Origin of the sequence: Chroococcus sp. FPU101 (genome assembly GCF_017312365.1) — a bacterium.
In the GTDB taxonomy this organism is placed as follows: domain Bacteria; phylum Cyanobacteriota; class Cyanobacteriia; order Cyanobacteriales; family Microcystaceae; genus Chroococcus.
The window spans coordinates 1-20497 of sequence record NZ_BLJI01000016.1 but is presented as its reverse complement, the minus strand read 5'-3'; the positions used below and the strand labels follow the sequence as shown (position 1 = coordinate 20497).

The window sequence follows — 20497 nt, the reverse complement described above, 5'->3', positions numbered from 1 at the left end:
CTCCTTATAGTTTTGATTCTTGTTGATGATAGAGATAATAGTAACGACCTTTCTGGCTCATCAGTTCTTCATGTGTGCCTTGTTCGACGACCGTTCCTGCATCCATCATGACAATCACATCGGCTGTTTTAATGGTAGCGAGTCGGTGGGTAATGAAGAAAACAGAGCGATCGCTAAAGGCTGAATTGAGGTTGATACAGACTTGCTGTTCGGTCATGTAATCTAATGCACTAGTCGCTTCGTCTAAAACTAAAATTTCGGGTTTTTGTAAGACTGTTCGAGCGATCGCAATTCTTTGGCGTTGTCCCCCCGATAAAGACGCGCCTCGTTCTCCGACTCTGGTGTTATACCCATTGGGTAAACTCATAATAAATTCGTGAGCGGCGGCAATTCTAGCAGCTTCGATAATTTCTTCTGTGGTTGCATCTGGGTTTGTCAGAGCGATATTGTCTTGAATCGTGCCATCAAAGAGGAGAGGTTCTTGAGGAACGACACCGACTTGACGACGCAGGGAATAGAGTTCGACTTTACCGATATCATAACCATCAATCAGAATGCGCCCCGCTTCGGGTTCATAGAGACGAGATAACAATTTAGCTAGAGTACTTTTACCTGCACCACTTTGTCCAACGACTGCAACGAATGTTCCTGGGGGAAATTCTAGATTAACGTTATATAGATTTAAGGGCCCGTGAGCTTTGAAACGGAAGGAGACATTTTCATACTTGACGGCACCGCGAATGATTGGCATCGGGATATTCTGGCGATCTTGTTCAGCTTCTTGAGGAGTATCGACGATATCAGCCAAGCGTTCCAAAGAAAGGGCTGTTTCTTGAAAATTTTGCCAAATTTGGGTTAACCGTAAGATGGGTGAGGTCACATAACCTGCAATAATGCGGAAGGCGATTAATTGACCAAGGGTTAATTCTTGTTTTAATACTAAATAGGCACCGACCCAAAGGACTAATAAACCCGAAAGTTTATTAAAGAAGTTACTTAAGGCACTCGCCATCGTCGAGGTTAATACGGTGTTAAAGCCAGTTGAGACATATTTGGCGTAGCGTTCCTGCCATTGCCAACGCGATCGCAATTCGATATTCTGAGCTTTAACGGTTTGAATCCCCGTCATCACTTCGACTAAATAGGATTGAGTTTCGGCATTTCGTTCGGCTTTGGCTCGTAGTTGATGGCGAATAATGGGAGCAAAAACGGCCGTCAGAGCGATCAAGATGGGAACAACCCCTAAAGCCCACAGCGTCAATATTGGACTATAGATCAACATCACCACGACGTAGACGACGGAGAAAATAGCATCTAAGACGACGGTGAGGGCGGTTCCTGTTAGAAATTGCCGAATATTCTCTAATTCATTAACACGGGTTGAGATTTCCCCTACAGGTCGTTTTTCAAAGTATCTCAGGGGTAAACGTAACAGGTGATCGATAATTTCTGAGCCTAACGCCATGTCGATCCGATTCGTTGTATCCACAAAGAGTGAAGTTCTTAAAAAAGTCAGAATCCCTTCAAAAATTGCGACTACTAAGAGGAAAATCCCCAAAACATGAAGGGTATCTGGGCTATTTTTGACAATGACCTGATCGATGATCACCTGAATCATCAGGGGGTTAGCCAGGGCAAATAGCTGAACGAAGAAAGATGCCAGAAAAACGATCGTTAATACCCCTTTATAACGCTCAAGGGAGGGAAGAAACCAATTTAATCCAAAACGGCTTTGCTGCGTTTCTTTGGTTGGTTGTAAGAGTAAAACTTCGCCTTCACTTCCCCACGTTTCGATAAATTCTTCGGGTTTACGCTGCATTAAACCCGATTCTGGTACCGCGATGACTAATTTTTGTGGAGTAATTTCATATAAAATCGCGAGGCTATCTTGCCATTTTACTAAGGCTGGGGCATTGAGATAAGTTAAAGATGAGCTTTTAATACTAATGAGTTGGGTATTCAGTCCCATCAATTCGCCAATGGCACCGCATAGGGGTAAAGAAAGACTACCATGTTTTTCGATTTGATCGGCGATAATGCGGCGTAACACATCTCGACGGAAGGGCATATTAAAATGCTGACACAACATCTGAAAACAAGCCATTCCCGCATCTAAAGGCGTTTTACCTGCAACAAACGGATAACTGGTTTTACCTGCCTTAATTTTTTGCGCTTTTGGTAGGGGTTTAAGTAGATCAGTTGGTGCCTCTGGAATATCCCCACTTGGCTCATCTGGAAGCGCAATATCAATATAAGGCTCACCCGCTTCGGTGGTTGGAATGACAGTTGGTTGGGCGGTGAGGTGTTCTTGTAGCTGTCTGTCTGGAATACCGATTAATCGTACTGGGTTACCATCAGTAACCGAAAAAGTTAGGGGTGCCTTTTGAGTCTCCAGAACACGACCGACTGGAAAACTGTCTAAGTTGCCTCCACTCACTAGCCAGCGCATTTCAGGATTTTGTAGGATCGGATGAGCGTTACTGGTTGTGGTTCCAGGAGGCAGATAATAAATCTGTGTTTCGTTGATCAGGTCGTGGGTGATTTGTTTGAGATTGCCGATCCCTAGAGCTTGTTGATTGAAATAGGAGCCTAAGAGGTCAAAAAGTTCAATTTCACTGACTTTTTGCTGAAAATAGGCTTTAAATGTGGGGTATTTTTCCAGTAAGGTAATGAAATCTTCCTGTTTAATCATCAGACAGACGGTATCTGTTGAGGCGATTACCGTTTCACAAGGGACACCCCGCAGCAGATTAACCCAACCAAAGATATCACCCGATTGTAATAATTCTAACGTCACGGGCATTTGATTGCGGGGATCATAACCGAGTAAACGAGCTTGTCCTTCATACAAAATGACTACATGAGAGGAGACTTGTCCGCGCATGGCGATGACTCGACCCATCGCAAACCGCCAAGGCTGTATTTTTTGGCTTAAGTTAGCCAATTCCTCTGACGGCAGTTGCTCAAACGGAGCAATCTGAAGGAGGAAATCTTGATAATTTACAGTGGTATAACTCATAGACGAATTAGGTTTTTAAAAATTAATTACTATGGGCGTTTAACGGGTTAGGGTTAATTTATCTATACATCTGGAGTTTGAGGGGAAAATATGATCTTTTGCTTAATTTGTTCTTGCAACCATGAGTTAAACAAGTCATTGAGTAACCTTTGTTGGGTTGGGGGATCAAGTTGAGCCGATATATACTTCTCCAGACGCAAAATGATGTACCATTCCCCTACTTGAGTTGGTGGCCAAAGTTGTCCAGGTTTGCTGGTTGTCAGCATTTGAGAAATCTTAGGATGAGGGACATTTAATTCAACAGGGCCAACAAGTCCACCTGTTTGTGCTTCGGCTCCTTGAGAATACTGTTTAGCGAGTTCAGCAAAAGTGCTTTCTTGTTCTTGGACTCGGAAATACAGTTCTTGAGCAATGCCACCATCTTTAGTCCGAATCAGAGAATAGACAACCCGATCTAGTTTACCTTTACTTTGTAGGAAGTAAGCTTCTAGTTGATTTTCCCAAGTTGCTTGTTTATATTTTTCGAGTTTGAGTTCTCGTAAGCTCAGTTTTTCTAACTGTTCCATGGTCATCCCCGATTGTTTAAGCCACGCAGAAATGCGGGTTTCATCGGTTAATTGCTGTTGGGAGAAAAATCGATTGCGAGCCATCGCTTCTTCTTCTGGCGTACAAATGACATTAGCGATCGCTTCATCAATGATAATCTCTCTAGCTAGTTGTGGCAATATGCCATACCGAGCTAATAAAGGGTATAAATCATTTTCAGTTAACTGTTTCTCTCCGAATTGGATTACAGATCCCATTTTTTATTACTCCAGTTTGGGCGCAACCCTTGACATTCTCTAAAACTATGATAATAATGTGACATCAATTAAGTTTAAGATAGCTTAATCGATCAAGCTGCCCTTAGAATTTTATCGGGAATTCTACTGAGATGTCATAAAATCTTATTGATTTTCTACATTTCTTGACAGTTAATCGTTTTTCACTTAGTGTAACCTTACATCTGTTTCAAGACTAACCCTAGTTTTCCCACTTAAGCGCACTCAGTAACATTTTTAAAGAAATATTACAGAAATAAATTTTCAACTCTGTAAAAATTGAAATCCTAATTGCCTTAAAAATTATAGATCATTAAACTGAAGAATTAAGAAACAAATGCAAGCAATTAACTGAATCTGCTAGGATGGATCTGTCAATTATCTTGGATTACCAGACGATTCAACAAGTGTTGAACCTATGAAGTCTTCTCAATTTTTTCGTCAATTAAAAATCTCCCTGACGGTTTTTCTTTGTGGGGTTTTGTTGTGCTTGAGTAGCGTTAATCTAGACGCACAAGCCGATACATTAAGCGCGACTGGACTGTGTTTACAAGAGGCTGACTCGGCCAGCTTGAATACCTCCTCTTGTACGCCCGATGCTGCGCTTGGTGGTATACTGATGGCGCAACAGCCGAAGATCGAGGCGCAAAGTTTTGTCGCAGCAGCCGTCATTCGTACTGGCCCGTCTGTTGTCCGTATTGATACGGAAACGGTCGTCACCCGTCGCAATAATCCGTTATTTGAAGATCCTCTATTTCGGGATTTTTTTGGCGATCAATTTAATTCTCGTATCCCTTTAGAACAAAGGGTTAGCGGACAAGGCTCAGGCTTTATTGTCGATGAAAGTGGCATTATTTTAACGAATGCTCATGTCGTTAAACTAGCCGATAAAGTGACAGTAACCCTCAAAGATGGACGTAGTTTTGAGGGCGCAGTGCAAGGAACTGATGAAGTGACGGATTTAGCGGTCGTCAAAATTAATACTCTTGGTGCTAAACTTCCCGTCGCACCTTTGGGCGATTCGTCAGAAATACAAGTTGGAGACTGGGCGATCGCTGTTGGTAATCCAGTAGGCTTAGATAATACTGTTACTCTGGGGATCATCAGTACAATTGGTCGTTCGGCGGCTAAAGCGGGTATTCCAGACAAACGTCTTGATTTTATTCAAACTGATGCGGCAATTAACCCCGGTAATTCGGGCGGGCCATTACTTAATGCAGCAGGTGAAGTGATTGGCATTAATACAGCCATTCGTGCCGATGCGTTAGGTATTGGTTTTGCAATTCCCATCAATAAAGCTAAAGAATTAGAACCCATTCTAGCCACTGGAGAACTCGTCCCACATCCTTATATTGGTGTGCAAATGGTCAGTTTAACACCAGGAATTGCTAGAGATAACAATCAAGATATCAACTCTCCTTTTGTCCTGCCCGAAGTTGAAGGGCTTTTAGTGGTTAAAGTTCTGCCGAATACTCCTGCTGAACGATCGGGGATTCGTCGAACCGATATTATTACTGAAGCAAATGGTAAGCGTGTTACTGAAGGTGAACAGTTACAGGAAATTGTCGAAGCGATTGGCATTAATAAACCGATTCAACTTACTGTACAACGTGGTGAGAAGGTGATTAATCTAACTGTAATTACGGATCAACTAGGCAGTAACACTTAAAAAATCGATTTAAAAGGGGGTTGATGATGCCCCCTTTACAGTTTTTAATTCTGTGGAGGCTAGGTTTGTAAGCTCAAAATCTTTACAATAGGTTCTATTCTCAACCCCTAGGGTCTAAAAATCTTAAAATATAAGATGTTTCTTTTGTCTTCCGCAGAAATCATATTATTACTTTTAACTCTCGCCTCAATTGTTTTTTATTTATTGGGTGCTTTGGCTACCTATCATTTTTTTCGGGTTTTAGACGTTGCTAAAACCGATTTTACTCCCCCACTTAGTCTCATGATCCCAGTTTGCGGTTTAGATGCAGGAGCTTGGGACAATTGGATGTCTTTTGTAGAACAAGATTATCCAAATTATGAAATTTTATTCGGGGTTAGAGATGTCAATGATCCCGCTATTGGAGTTCTTAAACAATTAATCGAAAAATTCCCCGAAAAAGTCCGTCTCTATACGGGTTTAGCTCCTTTAGGGGCCAATCACAAAGATAGTATTTTAAATTATCTTTTAGCTCAAGCCAAACATGAATATCTTGTTTTTGCCGATAGCGATATTCAAGTCACATCAAATTATCTACAAACGATTATTAGCCCTCTTGCTGATCCAAAAGTGGGTTTAGTGACTTGTGCCTTTATCGGTAAAACCCCGCAATCCCTTGAAGCAGCGATCGCATCATTTGGGCGTTGTTTTGATTTTATCCCTAGTGCGTTGATTGCTAGGATTATCGATGGTGCCGTTAGATTTGCGGTTGGTGCAACTTTAGTGACTCGCGCTTCAACTTTGGCTGATGCTGGAGGATTGCAGTTTAATCGGATTGGTTCGGATTATAACTTGGGAAAACGCATTACTGAAGCGGGTTATCAAATAGAGTTATCTCACTACATTTTAGAATCGGATACTGGAAGCGATCGCCTGTGGGAAATCATCATTAGAGAAGTACGTTGGGCTAGAACTATTCGTTTTAATCGCGGTCGTCAATATTATGGGATGGTGATTTGTTTTGGCACAGTTTACAGTTTGTTACTGTTGTTGATGGCTGGCGGATCTCAGTGGGCGATCGCACTTGCTTTACTGACTTGGCTCATTCGTTATTTTCAAGTCCTAGTGATCTTAATTTGTGTCAATGCACCAAAGCTAACACCTTGGTTATGGAGTCTGCCGCTTCGAGATTTCCTCTCCTTGGGGATTTGGCTCTGGGGAGCTTTCGGACAACAAGTTTTTTGGCGTGGCAGATATTTACAAATTGAAGGGGATGGCATTATTCAAGAGCAAGCAGATGGGTACACTAAGGATGTAAAAATTAACTCCGTCAATTAGAAACACAAATCACTAAATTTGTCAATCTATCAAACGGCATGAATTTGGATTAATCCTAAACATCCTCTTTTCTTGATGAACCACCGATGAAAAAAACATTCTTAATCCTATCCCTTGGAATGCTCACTCTGTCTTTAAGCGGATGTCCGTCCTCTAGTCCTCCTGCGGATCAAGCGGCTCAACCTACTCCAACTCCTTCCCCCTCACCTCAAGCTAGTTCTAGTCCCCCCGCTTTTGAGCAAGCCCTTCAGCCAGGCCAAGCATCAACCCAAACCCCCCCTAAAGTCGCGGGACTAATTCCAGCAACCAATTCAGATCAACAGTTAGATAAAGTTAAACAAGGGCGCAATGATCCTTTTGCGACACTTCCCGTTGATCCAATTGTTAAATATCCGCCAGCCGCATCCGTTGTGAAAAAAACAACTACAACTACTGCATCAAAACCACCCTCTGTAATCCCCATTCCCCCAAATTCCCGTCCTTTACCACCCCAACCAAATGAAGCTTTAGGGGTGGTCGTTTCTGGAGTGATGGATTTACCGAGTAGTCCCGTTGCCATTGTCAAGGCCCCAGGAGAAAGTGTTGCTCGACGTGTGACCCCTGGTGCAACCTTATCTAATGGACAGGTTTTGGTTAAAGCGATCTATGCAGGGAATAGTAACCCGATGGTTATTTTAGAACAGTACGGCATTGAAGTTACTAAAAGAGTGGGTGAAGGTGCAGCACTGACTCCAAAGGCGATATAATTTTTGCATCACCTTTGATGAGATTAACAAACTGTGTTATCGTCTGCCGTTCCACAAGCTACAGAACAGATTATTTATCCTGATTTGCCCTTGGCGATTTATCGGGAAATTGCAACTCATCTAATGCAGGTGAACGGCACGCAAACACATTTAATTACTCAAGATTCTCCAACATTTAACTATACACAAAGTCAAATTAAAGCTTTAGTGGTTCAGTATCATAGCGAATTTAAGCTTCAAATTGAAACGATTTTAAATTTTTATGCAAGTCGCTATGGGACGTATCAGCGTCTCGAAATTTCTCGCTAATTCTAGTCGTCATATTGCTGCACTGCATAAACTTAATGGATAACCCACTCTGTTTCTTTTTTGAAAAATGTAGACAGGATAGGGTTTTCAGGCTATACTAAGCACTAGCAAATTATTAAATTTTTAGAAGTCAAATATCTGTTTTTTCAAGCTTAATCGCAAAGGAAATTGTTTGGTGATTGGATAAAATTTAAGTTAACTTGCCATGATACAGAGTAGTAATACATTTACCAGTAATTACTTGTGTAAATGTAATAGACTAACCCATCTTGCTCTAGTCGAAAATCTTATTAGTGAATCGGCATTTTTGCACTAATTTTAAAAGTTAGATAATATATGTGAAGTCTCATGATTAATCGTCCTGTATCCTTCAAACATTTAAAAGCAACCATTGTAGAAGCAATAGATAATCATCAACGTTTACGATATTTGTATCAAGGATTTAAACAGTTTATTAACCCCCCTCAAAAAAGTCAAGCTGTTCGTAACGAATTTAGCTTTCTAATTCCTCCCTCTGCCTCAAGTTTTTCAGGAATGAGGCTTAATTTAATTATTCCAACAATTAATCAAGAATTGGCTTTTGGTGGAATTAATACTGCTTTACGTTTTTGGGAATTGCTATCTGTTTTTTCTGATAACTTGCGTATTATTGTGATGGGAGATTATAGTAGTAGCACTTATCTCGCTATTCTCAATATCAATTTATTCCTTTAGATCAAGATATTGACACTTCAAAACAAATTGTCTCGATGCTTAAAAAATATGGTAATTATTTACCAGTTAGCAAAGGAGATATTTTTATCAGCACTTTTTGGAAGACTGCCTATATAGCCCAGCGTTTGTCTTTATGGCAATCTCAAGAATTTAATCAGCCAATTAAACCGATTATTTATCTCATTCAAGATTTTGAACCAAGTTTTTATCCTTGGTCTAGTCAATACTCACTAGCCTGTAGTACTTATGAATATCCCCATCCAATGATTGGGGTTTTTAATACCAAACTCCTTCAAGACTATTTCCACTTACAAAACTATCGCTTTGCCTACGAATATAGTTTTGAACCATACCTAAATAAAGTCCTTCTCGATAATTTAAAGAAGCTTAAAGGAACCCCTAAAGAGCGAACGATCCTCATTTATGGTCGGCCTTCAACTTCCAGAAACGCCTTTGGTATACTGCTTGAGAGTCTCCGAATCTGGCAGAAGCAATTTCTTGAAGCGAAACAGTGGAAAATTCTCTCTGCTGGAGAATCTTATCCAGACATACCAATCAGTGACAATTTAGTCATTGAGAGCTTAGGTAAGTTGAGTTTAGAGGATTACGCGCAGACTCTAGCTAAAGCCGCGATTGGAATTTCCTTCATGATTTCTCCTCATCCAAGTTATCCCCCGTTAGAAATGGCTCATTTTGGCATAAAAGTCATCACCAATGGTTTTGAAAATAAAGACCTTTCTTCGTGGCATGACAATATTATTTCTATCCCGTTCGCTCTTTTTTCTCCCGAATCGATTGCCAATCAACTCACTATTTTATGTCAAAAATTCACCGAAGATCCGAATCGAGGATGGTCAGGTCAATCTTACCTCGACCACTACCTTTTAGACAAACCACCGTTTCTCTTTATTAAAGATATTTATGAAATTTTACAAACCTATAATGCCTAGCCTAATTGTCAAGTCAAAAAGCTAAAGATCGACAGTATAGCGAACCACCCGATCGCGTCCTGCATTTTTGGCTTGATAAAGCGCGAAATCGGCTGATTTAATTAATTCTTCGATGGTTTTACCATGATCAGGAAAGCAAGCTAAACCAATTGAAACCGTAATCTGACTCAATAACTGTTCACCGTAACTGACTTGCATTTGTTTAAGCCCTTGGCGAATTTGTTCGGCTCGCTGTAGACTAATCTCTAGTGAAGCTTCGGGTAAAATCAATAAAAACTCTTCACCACCATAACGACAAGCAATATCACCACTGCGAATATGACGACTTAAAAAACTACCAACCGCTTTTAAAACACAGTTACCGCCTTCATGACCAAATGTTGCGTTAAATTGTCGAAAGTGATCGACATCGAGCATCATAATTCCGACGGGGTGACGTTTCCGTTTTGCTAAATTAATTTCTCGTTTGAGGGCTTCTTCCATATAACGACGATTATACAAATTCGTCAGGGGATCGATAATACTTTGTGCTTGTAAGGTTTCGCGTAAATTAAGATTAGCCAAAGCAAGGGATAAATGTTCGGCGACTGTTTGAGCCAGTTGTTGTTTAGTGGGACTAATTGGCTCGCATTGGTCATAACATAAATAGAGTAATCCGATCGCTTTTCCTTGAGCCATCATCGGTACACAAAGAGACTGATTATACGCTGTTGATACATTGTGATGCACGTGCTGACACCGTAGATGAGATTGTTCATGCACCCAATGAATTTTTCCACGACGCAACGCCCAACATTCATCAGCAGTAAATAGTGTTTTGCTGTGTAAATCTTCTCCCCAAGTGGCTACCGCTTCAACTAAATTGCTGGTTTCATTAATGATGAATACTGCTCCTTGATATCCTGTAAACAAAGTTGGTAATAATTCACCAATCACTTGATAAGCTTCTTCTACAGATAGGCACGCTTGGAGAAAGTCACTAATTTGATTGAGTAATAAGATCTCTTGGTTGCGTTGTTGAAGTTTTCTATTCCATTCTATGAGTTGAATATTGGCTTGTTGCAGAGCTTTTTCGGTCTGTTTTCGTTCTGTAATATCGGTAAGCATTCCTAACGCTCCTGCATAGTTACCCTCAGCGTCGAAAATCGAATTCGTCGAAATCATTGTCCAAATTGATTTACCATCCTTGCAAAGAAATTTTAAATCATGTGATTCTGTGATTTCTTGCTGATGAGGTGCTAATTTTTGTAAAGTCATTACTTGATCTTCAGTATCAGTGAACTCTAAAATCGATCGTCCTAGCATTTCTTCGACGGTATAACCTAACATTTGGGCCATACGCTGATTAACAAATGTTGTTCGATTGTTTAGATCAATACTCCAAACCCCTTCGGCAGTCGTTTCAATAATCCTGCGATAACGTTCTTCACTTTCTTTTAAAGCGGTGATGGCTTGTTTGCGTTCTGTAATATCTTCAACAACACCCACAATATACATCGGTTGGCCGTTTTGATCTTTCACAATTGAACCACTTAGATGAATCCAAATGATTGAATTATCTTTACGGATATAACGTTTTTCAACCGAAAAATTATTCATATCAGGAGTATCTGTATTAGGGTTAAAATCTTCGGGGTGCAAAATATCTTGATAAGTTTTTTCTTGTAGTTCCGCTTCGCTATAGCCTGTCAGTTCGCAATAACGTTGATTCACCCGAATAAATTGGCCCGATAAAGCAACAATCCCAATTCCAACAGAAGCTTGTTCAAAAATCGCTCTAAATTGAGTTTCACTGTGGAGTAACGCTGTTTCAACTTGAAAGCGTTCCGTAATATCTTCTACTGTAAAAACAACACCTTCTAAACGAGTTGTTTCATCAAATACAGGTGAACCATTAATTGAGACAAGAATGTGAGAACCATCAGCAAATTCAATCATTTCACGCACATCATAAATTGATTGCCTCCCTTCCATCACCTGTTTGCAAAGATGCTTTTGATCATTAATCAGATTTCCCGCTTCATCACTGACTCGCCAAGGTGGCATTTGATAACCTTGTTCGGTTTTGAGCAAACCTAACATCTTTTCGGCTTGCTCACTAGCAATCACAATGTCACCATTTGGATTAACCATTAAAATCCCAACTGGACTGGTTTCCATAATGCGGGCTAATAAATCAATTTCTCGCTCTCTTACTTCTTCTAAGCGTTGACGTTCTGTTATTTCTTGATGAAATTGTTGATTAATCTGGGCAAGTTCATCAGTATGTTTAGCGATACGGTTTTCAAGGTCTTGTCTAATGGTTTTTTCTTGTTGAAGTTCTTTAGCCATTGGGTGACACAGTCGCCACAAAAATAGCCCCCCCAAACCATTCAATACACTAGCCCATAAAAGCGTGTATATTCCAGTTTGAATATAGGGGGCGCGAAGTTCAGCCAAATCTACTTTTGCCACGACTCCCCAATGTAAATACTCAACGGGTTCATAGGCGGCTAATACTTTAATGCCCCGATGGTCAAGAGCGAATGTGATTCCTGAATAGCCTTGTAAAGCTTTGTGCATGGCTTGGGCTAGGTTACTCGACAAAGGAACGATCGTCTTTTTAGAAAATTCGGTACGGTCATTAATCAAAATGATTTGGTTTCCCAAAAGCTTACAAATATCAACCGTAGCTGTTTGAGAATTGTCTTGCTCTTTTGAGGCTTGAGCAACGGTGTTTTCAATAATTTCAGGGTTTTTAATCGTATCATACATTGATTCTAATAATAGTGCTTGAGTTTTAGCCGTTTGAGATAAACGAGTTTTCTGACCCTGTAGAGCGGTTTGGTAAAGTAGATATAGACCCAATCCAGTGACCATAAAAACCACTGTTGACATATTGATTACGGAGAAAACCAATCTTTGACGGTAATTCATCTGTATAAAATTTGAATCATTAAATCTGTGAATTAATGTAATTAGTTAAATTGTTATGAGCAGTAATTTATAAAATAGAGATAAAATGTTTAAAAGTTGTAATCAATAAATTGAAAAATTCATTTTTGTAGATTTTGTGTTGGATTGTCAGAGTTAAGTGACACTTACTATACATCTACAAAAATGAGCATACAATCCGACGAAAGTTTGATTATGAGTCATTTACGTTGCCTAAAGTTAGTTTTATTTCTTTTAGATTACTCTGTAAGGCTATATTTGAAAATCCGTTATAACCCTATAATACCCAAGTTAAAAATTTCTTTCGTCACAAAAAAAGTCATAAAAATTTTTATCTAATTTTTGCATAACTTTAAAAATTCTTTATTAACTAGATAAAAAGAGAGCTTTTTTTAACCCCTAACCTCGACACCAAGCCAAAAATCATCTGTGTGCGAACCGCTTCTGTATAATTACTGTACAAGCCTAAAGTTTTATATACTTTTATTGCATTTTATTATGCTTGAAGCGCATTGAACGAAATAATTTGTAACCAAATATACGATATTCTGTTTTGAAGAATGTAAATGTTGAGTGTTGATATTGCTTTTATTAAAACTTACGCTAAATCGTTAATCGGGATACAGTCGCCTGTGAGAGTTAGCGCAAGAATAATGAAAACAAAATCAAATTCAGTAAAATTGAGTGTTTTCATCAAAACTAGACGGCTGTTGTCAAAGCAACTGAGAACCCAGACACCATAACATTTACCCCCTAATTCTCAACTAATCAAGACGAATGAGTAAACTTTCTAGACGTAAATTTATCATCACAGCAGGAGCGACTGCTGCCGGAACAGCAATTCTTCATGGTTGTAGTAGTGGAGGAAATCAAACCGCAACCACCAGCCCTAGTCCTGCGACTTCACCTTCACCGACAAGCGTTGCAGCCGCAGGAGATGCACCCGAAGTCACCACCGCTAAACTCGGATTTATTGCCTTAACAGACTCTGCACCCTTAATTATCGCGAAAGAAAAAGGCTTATTTGATAAATATGGCATGACTGGGGTAGAAGTCCTCAAACAAGCGTCTTGGCCAGTCACACGAGATAACCTAGAACTCGGTTCTGGTGGTGGTGGCATTGATGGGGCGCACATCCTCACACCGATGCCCTATCAGTTGTCCCTCGGAACCATTACCAAAACCAAACAGCCCGTACCGATGTACATTTTGGCGAGATTAAATACCAACGGTCAAGCCATTTCCGTCGGCAATAATTATAAAGAACTTAATCTAACGACCGATGCAAAAGCCCTAAAAGGAGCCATTGACCAAGCCAAAGCAGGGGGCAAAAAAGAGATCAAATTTGCTATCACTTTCCCCGGTGGTACCCATGATATGTGGATGCGCTATTGGTTAGCTGCTAATGGAATTGACCCAACAGGTGATGTTTCTGTTATTCCCGTTCCTCCTCCGCAAATGGTCGCTAACATGAAAGTCGGAAATATGGAAGCTTTCTGTGTGGGTGAACCTTGGAACGCTCAACTTGTCAACCAAAAAGCGGGCTACACTGCCTTAGTTACGGGTGAACTGTGGGCCGACCATCCTGAAAAAGCATTTACCATTCGTAAAGATTGGGCTGACCAAAACCCCAAAGCGACTCAAGCTTTACTCAAAGCGGTTTTAGAGGCTCAACAATGGTGTGATAAGCCCGAAAATAAAGAGGAAATGTGTCAAATTATCTCACAAGATAAATGGTTTAAAGTTCCCGTAGCCGATATTATCGGACGTTCTCAGGGTCAGATTGATTTTGGTAATGGAAGAGTTGAAAAAGACTTTACTCATGCGATGAAATTCTGGTCAAATAACGCTTCATATCCCTACAAGAGTCATGATTTGTGGTTTTTAACTGAGAATATTCGCTGGGGTTACATTCCTGCTGATACAGACACTACAAAAATTATTGATGCAGTCAACCGCGAGGATTTATGGAAAGAAGCGGCTAAAGCGATTGGTGTTCCTGCTGCTGAAATTCCAACCAGTACCTCTAGAGGAGTTGAAACCTTTTTCGATGGCGTAAAATTTGACCCCGAAAAACCCGCCGATTATCTCAAGGGTTTGAAGTTCAAAAAAGCGTAAATTTTAAATCATGTATGGGTTTGGTTGCCAAACCCTTTCTATAAGTTTCTCTATTTCACCAATTATCTAAACAAAATGGCTACTAATATAACCACTCGACCCAAAACCAATAAAGCTAGTAATTCTTGGCTATCTAAACTGACTAAATCACCACGAAAAATTGTTGCTCCTTTTGTAGCAATTTTCGTTTTTGCCCTCATTTGGCAACTTATGACCTCTGGTGAAAATCCTAATTTACCGTCTCCTATTACTGCCATCAAAGAAACTTGGAACCCATACATTATTAATCCTTTTTTTGACAACGGTGGTACAGATAAAGGGTTATTTTGGCAAATTTTAGCAAGTTTACAACGGGTTGCAATCGGTTTTTCTCTAGCAGCAATTGTCGGGATTGCTTTAGGCGTTCTAATTGGGGCTAATTCCTTGATGTATGATGCCTTAGACCCACTTTTCCAAGTTTTAAGAACGATTCCGCCTTTAGCTTGGTTACCCATTTCTCTAGCAGCTTTGCGTCAGTCAGATCCCTCAGCAATTTTTGTTATTTTTATCACCGCAATTTGGCCCATTATTATTAATACAACAGTCGGCGTTCAACAAATTCCCCAAGATTACCGAAATGTTTCACGAGTTCTGCAACTTTCTAAAACGGAATATTTCTTTAATATCTTAATTCCGTCAGCGGTTCCCTATATTTTTACGGGATTACGAATTGGTATCGGTTTATCTTGGTTAGCAATTGTTGCAGCAGAAATGTTAGTCGGTGGTGTCGGAATTGGCTTCTTTATCTGGGATGCTTATAACAGTTCTCGCCTAAGCCAAATTATCTTAGCTCTGATTTATGTGGGTGTTGTTGGCTTAATTTTAGATAGATTAGTCGGCTTTGTTGCTAGTCTTGTTGTTCCCGCAGACCAAAATAAATAAATTAAATCTATTGACCAAAACTTATGTCCACTTATATTGAAATTGACCACGTTGATAAAATATTTCCTCTCAATAATGGGGAGCAATACATCGCCTTAAAAAATATTGAACTGATGATCAAAAAAGGGGAATTTATTTCTTTAATTGGTCATTCAGGTTGCGGAAAATCAACCCTACTTAATATTGTTGCGGGACTCGATAAAGCGACTCATGGCGGTGTCATTCTAGAAGGACGAGAAGTCAAAGGCCCTGGGCCTGATCGCATGGTTGTTTTCCAAAACTACTCGTTACTCCCTTGGCTAACGGTTCGACAAAATATCGCCCTCGCCGTGGATCGGGTAATGCGCGATCTACCCCAAGGAGAAAGAAAAGGGATTATTGAAAAGCATATCGAATTAGTTGGACTTCGACACGCCGCCCATAAAAAGCCGGGGGAACTCTCTGGAGGGATGAAACAACGGGTAGCGATCGCACGTGCCTTAGCCCTCCATCCCAAAGTTCTCTTACTCGATGAACCATTTGGCGCATTAGACGCACTGACACGGGGTAACCTCCAAGAGCGTTTGATGGAAATTGTTGAAGAATATAATGTAACCTGTATCATGGTGACTCACGATGTCGATGAAGCCTTATTACTAAGTGATCGCATCGTGATGTTAACTACAGGGCCAGAAGCGCATATTGGACAAATTTTAGACGTTCCGATCCCTCGTCCGCGTCATCGTATGGAAGTTGTGAACCATCCAAGTTACTATGCGATGCGAAATGAAATTGTTTATTTCTTGAACCAACAAAAACGGTCTAAAACCAAAGTCGGCCAAGTGGCACAAACTGCGATCGCTCGTCATGGTTTAGAAAAGATCAATCTAGATATCGGTTTTATTCCCTTAACTGACTGCGCCCCCTTAATTGTCGCCCAAGAAAAAGGCTTTTTTAAAGAAGAAGGACTCGAACAAGTCACCCTGCACCGCGAACCGAGTTGGAAAGCGATCGCTCAAGGTGTCGCTACTGGACGTTTAGACGCAGCCCAGATGGTCGCGGGAATGCCTTTGAGTATGACCATTGGCGCGGGGGGTAAGCCTTCGATACCCATTATTACAGCCTTGGTTCTGAGTCGGAACGGAAACGCCATTACTTTAGGCAATAAATACAAGCAATGGGGAGTTAATCAATTATCGGACTTAAAAGAGGCAATTATGCAAAGTCCTGATAAGATCGAAACCTTTGGTATGGTACATCCGTCCTCAATGCACAATCTGATGTTACGTTATTGGTTAGCTTCTGGTGGTGTTGATCCCGATCAAGATGTTAATCTAATCGTGATTCCACCGCCACAAATGGTCGCTAACCTAAAAGCGGGTAATATTGATGGCTATTGTGTGGGTGAACCTTGGAACTCTCACGCGGTTCATGAAAAGCTAGGATATGTGATCGCAACCGATCTTGATATTTGGCAAGGACACCCCGAAAAGGTTTTAGGAGTTAGAGAAGAATGGGTAGCTAAATATCCTGAAAGCCATATCGCCCTCGTCAAAGCCTTATTACGAGCCTGTGAATACTGCGATGATCGCCGTAACCGAGAAGAAATCTTAGGACTACTCTGTAAACCCGAATATGTTGGCTCACTTCCTGAGTACACCCGTCCAGGTTTCCTCGATCCTTATAACAAAGGGGATGGATCAAAACCTGAACTGCATCTTAGATTTAATCAATTCCATGTCGATCAAACCAACTGCCCCGGACGAGTTGAGGGTCTATGGATCTTAACCCAGTTAGCCCGATGGGGTTATGCACCTTTCCCCCGTAACTGGGTCGAAATTCTAGAACGGGTTCGTCGTCCAGACTTATTCGGTGAAGCTTGTCGAGAACTGGATTTACCCGATTTTGAACCCGATCGTCATAGTTTCGCCTTATTTGACGGTTTGGTGTTCGATCCCGATGATCCAGTCGGATATCTAGAACGGTTGAACATTCGCAGAGATTACCGCGTGTCGGAAATTCTGATCGATGAAACTGCTATGGTGCAACAATAAGTTTTATAACGATTTCTTGCAAAAGTAACTATGATATCCAGAGGACTTTTGCAAGCGATCGGGTTTAAAGATATTAATTTACACGAACTCTATTAACTGATTATGCAAACGATCGCAGATACTCAAAATAAGCCCACTGGAGATCAACCCGATTTTCTTCAGATTGAAAAAGTAACCAAATCTTACAATACTCCTACAGGAACTTATCAAGTTTTAGACGAAATCGATTTTACAGTCGCAGCAGGTGAATTTATCTGTGTCATCGGTCACTCTGGCTGCGGTAAATCAACTCTATTGAACATGGTAGCGGGTTTTAGTGAACCAACAACAGGAGAAGTTCGCCTACAGGGGAACAAAGTCGAAAAACCAGGCCCAGATAGAATGATGGTGTTTCAGAATTATTCGCTTTTGCCTTGGAAAACCGCCTATGAAAATGTATATTTAGGGGTTAATTCTGTTTATCCCGATAAACCGCACAGTGAGAAAGTCGCTATTGTAGAAGAACATCTAGCAATGGTAGGACTCACTGAAGCTGCACAAAAAAAACCCGCCCAACTGTCAGGGGGGATGAAACAAAGAGTCGCTATTGCAAGAGCATTAGCAATTCGTCCTCAAGTGTTAATTTTAGATGAACCCTTTGGCGCGTTAGATGCTATCACCAAAGAAGAATTACAAGACGAACTTTTGAAAATTTGGCAAGATCATCAGTTAACGGTATTGATGATTACTCATGATATTGATGAAGCTTTGTATCTATGCGATCGTCTAGTGATGATGACTAACGGCCCATCTGCTACAATCGGTGAAGTTTTAGAGATGCCTTTTGCTCGTCCGAGAATCCGTTCTCGTTTGATTGAAGATCCGCGCTACTACGAGTTACGAAACTACGCATTAGATTTTCTTTATCATCGTTTTGCCCACTCTGAAGATCCTACAGAAGATACAACCTTAGAAACAGAAGAAAAGAAAGGATTTGGTAAAATTGCCGCTGCTATTGGGGGTGTTGCTGTTGCTGCTGTAGTGGGTTTTAGCCTCATTCAATCAATAGTTAAATCCCCTCAATCTAACCCCACTCCTGCTGTCGAAGCACCAGCGAAATAGGATCGGGCTTATTAGGTGTCAGGTAAACATCCTGACATCTATCATATTTTTTAGTATTTTTATAATTTTACTTTAATTCTCTATCAATTATTTTTGCCCAATGATAAGGCCTGATTAATGGCAAAATTCCAACAGATAAAAAGCTAAATACAAAGAATAAAATAATAAAAATAAAATCAAAATAATTTGCTAGTATTAAACAAAGTAAAGCCAATAAAGTAGTGGCTATAAACAAAATATTTCCTATATAATAAAAAATTTTATCAAATTTTGGATAAACAATTTTCAATTTTTTAGTAGATAGCTCAACATCAAAAAAACTTTGACATTCTTTAAAAAATTTCATTTTTACTTTTTTTGATTTATTTTTATAAAACTTTTCTACTGCAATTCTTAGATTAGGTGAAGCTTCAAAACCATACAAATTATAAAATTTACGACTTGCTTCTCGTTCATAATTTGTATAATCTATAAAATATTTTATCCATTCTTGGAATTTAGCCTCTAGATCTTTTCTAGTAATCTTTCTTCGATTTGTTGAATAATATTGAAGTTCTCCAATTAAACTATAAATAAGCTCTTCTCTTTGATGACAAGGTAGGCTAATTCCATAATTTTCGTCAATATATTTATCAATTTTGTGACAATCCTGACTTAGAAAAAACTCTAAATCAAAAACCTTTGGATAGGGGATTTTAACTAGGTACTTTTGTTCAAGTTTACTTATATCCTCAATTAAAGTCCTTGAAACGTGTCCAATCAAAATTAATTCATATACTTCAGCATCATTAAAACTATTTTTTAAATCTTCAGAGCATTTTTTGACAGAACCTGTACCAAATTGATTTTGAGTTGATTTAACTTGAACTGCTTTTCTAAAAATTTTTCCGTTTTTTATAAGTAACCATAAAATATCAACTTTCTCTTGCTCAGTATTTGGCTCTATAACAACACTGATCCAATCTTCTGTTAAAGAGTCTAAAATACAAATTAAATACTGATACAAGTATCCTCTAGTTGCAGAAATTCCGCCGCTCATACAGTTATCCTAAATTGGCGTTATTGTTTAGGAATTATAGTACAGATATATTCAGTTAATGTCAATCAAGTAATAATACTTACTCAAATACTCTATGAAAACTCTTTCTGAAATCGAAGCTTCTATTAAACAACTACCTAAAGAAGATATTCGTCAACTAGCGATATGGCTTCAAGATTACTTGGAAACTCAATGGGATGAGCAAATCGAAACTGATTTAAAATCAGGAAAGTTAGATCATTTAATTGCAAAAGCTGAAGCAGACATCGCTGCTAATAATGTAAGAGATTTAGATGAAGTCATTAACAACGCCTGATTTCTGGAATGCTTATTTAGCTTTGCCACAAGATCTAAAAAAGCAAGCTAAAAAAGCTTACCAACAATGGAAAGCTGATCCTTCTCATCCATCATTACACTTTAAAAAAGTGCGTAAAAATACTTGGTCTGTTAGAATCACCCGTGATTACAGAGCATTAGCTTTGAAAAAAGGTGATGATTACTATTGGTTTTGGATCGGATCTCATGATGAATACGATGCAATAATAAATTAGTTTATATGGTCGGCAAGGCTTGCTACTAAAATATTTACAATTGCTCTTCGCTATAGAACATCGATTCTAACGCTAACACTGACGTTAATGTACAAATTAAGGTTAAAGTTAATAGTAATCCTAATAACATTGTTTTATCCTCAAAACTCCTTACTTCTGGAATATCATTTATTCGAGAATATAGTTGTATTTCTTAATAAATGTTACTAAAAATTAAAATAACTTAATTTTTAATAAGTAGGTGGTCAGAATTAA

16 protein-coding genes are annotated in these 20497 nt (G+C 39.5%); 12 read left to right on the top strand and 4 right to left on the bottom strand.

The window, feature by feature from the left end:
• Positions 1–4: 4 nt before the first annotated feature.
• Both CFPU101_RS14600 and CFPU101_RS14595 read right to left on the bottom strand, forming a co-directional pair.
• Complete coding sequence (locus CFPU101_RS14600; protein ID WP_206816079.1) at positions 5–3019, bottom strand: peptidase domain-containing ABC transporter; 3015 nt, start codon at positions 3017–3019, stop codon at positions 5–7.
• Between the two features lie 62 nt (positions 3020–3081).
• Positions 3082–3822, bottom strand: a complete 741-nt coding sequence (locus tag CFPU101_RS14595) for a peptidylprolyl isomerase (RefSeq protein ID WP_206816078.1) — start codon at positions 3820–3822, stop codon at positions 3082–3084.
• A 436-nt stretch (positions 3823–4258) separates the two neighbouring features.
• Here CFPU101_RS14595 and CFPU101_RS14590 point away from each other — a divergent pair, with 436 nt between their 5' ends.
• The 6 genes from CFPU101_RS14590 to CFPU101_RS14565 all read left to right on the top strand — a co-directional run bounded on the left by CFPU101_RS14590 (position 4259) and on the right by CFPU101_RS14565 (position 9545).
• Positions 4259–5509, top strand: coding sequence for an HhoA/HhoB/HtrA family serine endopeptidase (locus tag CFPU101_RS14590; protein WP_206816077.1), 1251 nt, complete (start codon positions 4259–4261; stop codon positions 5507–5509).
• Between the two features lie 135 nt (positions 5510–5644).
• Positions 5645–6826, top strand: a complete 1182-nt coding sequence (locus tag CFPU101_RS14585; protein WP_206816076.1) for a glycosyltransferase — start codon at positions 5645–5647, stop codon at positions 6824–6826.
• A gap of 86 nt (positions 6827–6912) precedes the next feature.
• Positions 6913–7572, top strand: a complete 660-nt coding sequence (locus CFPU101_RS14580; RefSeq protein WP_206816075.1) for a hypothetical protein — start codon at positions 6913–6915, stop codon at positions 7570–7572.
• Positions 7573–7605: 33 nt separating this feature from the next.
• Positions 7606–7881 (top strand): hypothetical protein, encoded by a 276-nt coding sequence (locus CFPU101_RS14575; RefSeq protein ID WP_206816074.1) that lies wholly within the window; start codon positions 7606–7608, stop codon positions 7879–7881.
• A 348-nt stretch (positions 7882–8229) separates the two neighbouring features.
• The gene (locus CFPU101_RS14570) at positions 8230–8595 is read left to right on the top strand and encodes a hypothetical protein (RefSeq protein ID WP_206816073.1); all 366 of its coding nucleotides are present in this window, start codon (positions 8230–8232) and stop codon (positions 8593–8595) included.
• Positions 8586–9545, top strand: a complete 960-nt coding sequence (locus CFPU101_RS14565) for a hypothetical protein (RefSeq protein ID WP_374191957.1) — start codon at positions 8586–8588, stop codon at positions 9543–9545. Before CFPU101_RS14570 ends, CFPU101_RS14565 begins: the two co-directional genes overlap by 10 nt.
• A gap of 21 nt (positions 9546–9566) precedes the next feature.
• Here CFPU101_RS14565 and CFPU101_RS14560 read toward each other — a convergent pair whose 3' ends face one another.
• Positions 9567–12422 (bottom strand): PAS domain S-box protein, encoded by a 2856-nt coding sequence (locus tag CFPU101_RS14560; protein WP_242578000.1) that lies wholly within the window; start codon positions 12420–12422, stop codon positions 9567–9569.
• Between the two features lie 834 nt (positions 12423–13256).
• Between CFPU101_RS14560 and CFPU101_RS14555 the strand changes: the two genes are divergently transcribed.
• The 4 genes from CFPU101_RS14555 to CFPU101_RS14540 all read left to right on the top strand — a co-directional run bounded on the left by CFPU101_RS14555 (position 13257) and on the right by CFPU101_RS14540 (position 18652).
• Positions 13257–14597, top strand: coding sequence for a CmpA/NrtA family ABC transporter substrate-binding protein (locus CFPU101_RS14555; protein WP_206816070.1), 1341 nt, complete (start codon positions 13257–13259; stop codon positions 14595–14597).
• 75 nt (positions 14598–14672) lie between these two features.
• A complete protein-coding gene (gene ntrB / locus CFPU101_RS14550; protein ID WP_206816069.1) occupies positions 14673–15518 on the top strand; it encodes a nitrate ABC transporter permease in 846 nt (281 codons plus the stop codon).
• A 23-nt stretch (positions 15519–15541) separates the two neighbouring features.
• Positions 15542–17551, top strand: a complete 2010-nt coding sequence (locus CFPU101_RS14545; protein ID WP_206816068.1) for a nitrate ABC transporter ATP-binding protein — start codon at positions 15542–15544, stop codon at positions 17549–17551.
• A gap of 102 nt (positions 17552–17653) precedes the next feature.
• Positions 17654–18652: a nitrate ABC transporter ATP-binding protein gene (locus tag CFPU101_RS14540; RefSeq protein WP_206816067.1), complete on the top strand. Its 999-nt coding sequence runs from the start codon at positions 17654–17656 to the stop codon at positions 18650–18652.
• 67 nt (positions 18653–18719) lie between these two features.
• On the opposite strand, the gene CFPU101_RS14535 is transcribed toward CFPU101_RS14540, so the two are convergent.
• Positions 18720–19691: a hypothetical protein gene (locus tag CFPU101_RS14535; protein ID WP_206816066.1), complete on the bottom strand. Its 972-nt coding sequence runs from the start codon at positions 19689–19691 to the stop codon at positions 18720–18722.
• Positions 19692–19785: 94 nt separating this feature from the next.
• On the opposite strand from CFPU101_RS14535, the gene CFPU101_RS14530 reads away from it, so the two are divergent.
• Both CFPU101_RS14530 and CFPU101_RS14525 read left to right on the top strand, forming a co-directional pair.
• Complete coding sequence (locus tag CFPU101_RS14530) at positions 19786–20007, top strand: hypothetical protein (protein WP_206816065.1); 222 nt, start codon at positions 19786–19788, stop codon at positions 20005–20007.
• Complete coding sequence (locus CFPU101_RS14525) at positions 19985–20242, top strand: hypothetical protein (protein ID WP_206816064.1); 258 nt, start codon at positions 19985–19987, stop codon at positions 20240–20242. The genes CFPU101_RS14530 and CFPU101_RS14525 overlap by 23 nt, the downstream gene beginning before the upstream one ends.
• Positions 20243–20497: the final 255 nt, after the last annotated feature.

Coding starts and splice junctions, on each gene's coding strand:
- CFPU101_RS14530 (WP_206816065.1), top strand. CDS start 19,786: ATGAAAACTCTTTCTGAAATCGAAGCTTCTATTAAACAACTACCTAAA.
- CFPU101_RS14570 (WP_206816073.1), top strand. CDS start 8,230: ATGATTAATCGTCCTGTATCCTTCAAACATTTAAAAGCAACCATTGTA.
- CFPU101_RS14585 (WP_206816076.1), top strand. CDS start 5,645: ATGTTTCTTTTGTCTTCCGCAGAAATCATATTATTACTTTTAACTCTC.
- CFPU101_RS14560 (WP_242578000.1), bottom strand. CDS start 12,422: ATGTCAACAGTGGTTTTTATGGTCACTGGATTGGGTCTATATCTACTT.
- CFPU101_RS14540 (WP_206816067.1), top strand. CDS start 17,654: ATGCAAACGATCGCAGATACTCAAAATAAGCCCACTGGAGATCAACCC.
- CFPU101_RS14535 (WP_206816066.1), bottom strand. CDS start 19,691: ATGAGCGGCGGAATTTCTGCAACTAGAGGATACTTGTATCAGTATTTA.
- CFPU101_RS14525 (WP_206816064.1), top strand. CDS start 19,985: ATGAAGTCATTAACAACGCCTGATTTCTGGAATGCTTATTTAGCTTTG.
- ntrB (WP_206816069.1), top strand. CDS start 14,673: ATGGCTACTAATATAACCACTCGACCCAAAACCAATAAAGCTAGTAAT.
- CFPU101_RS14555 (WP_206816070.1), top strand. CDS start 13,257: ATGAGTAAACTTTCTAGACGTAAATTTATCATCACAGCAGGAGCGACT.
- CFPU101_RS14590 (WP_206816077.1), top strand. CDS start 4,259: ATGAAGTCTTCTCAATTTTTTCGTCAATTAAAAATCTCCCTGACGGTT.
- CFPU101_RS14600 (WP_206816079.1), bottom strand. CDS start 3,019: ATGAGTTATACCACTGTAAATTATCAAGATTTCCTCCTTCAGATTGCT.
- CFPU101_RS14595 (WP_206816078.1), bottom strand. CDS start 3,822: ATGGGATCTGTAATCCAATTCGGAGAGAAACAGTTAACTGAAAATGAT.
- CFPU101_RS14545 (WP_206816068.1), top strand. CDS start 15,542: ATGTCCACTTATATTGAAATTGACCACGTTGATAAAATATTTCCTCTC.
- CFPU101_RS14580 (WP_206816075.1), top strand. CDS start 6,913: ATGAAAAAAACATTCTTAATCCTATCCCTTGGAATGCTCACTCTGTCT.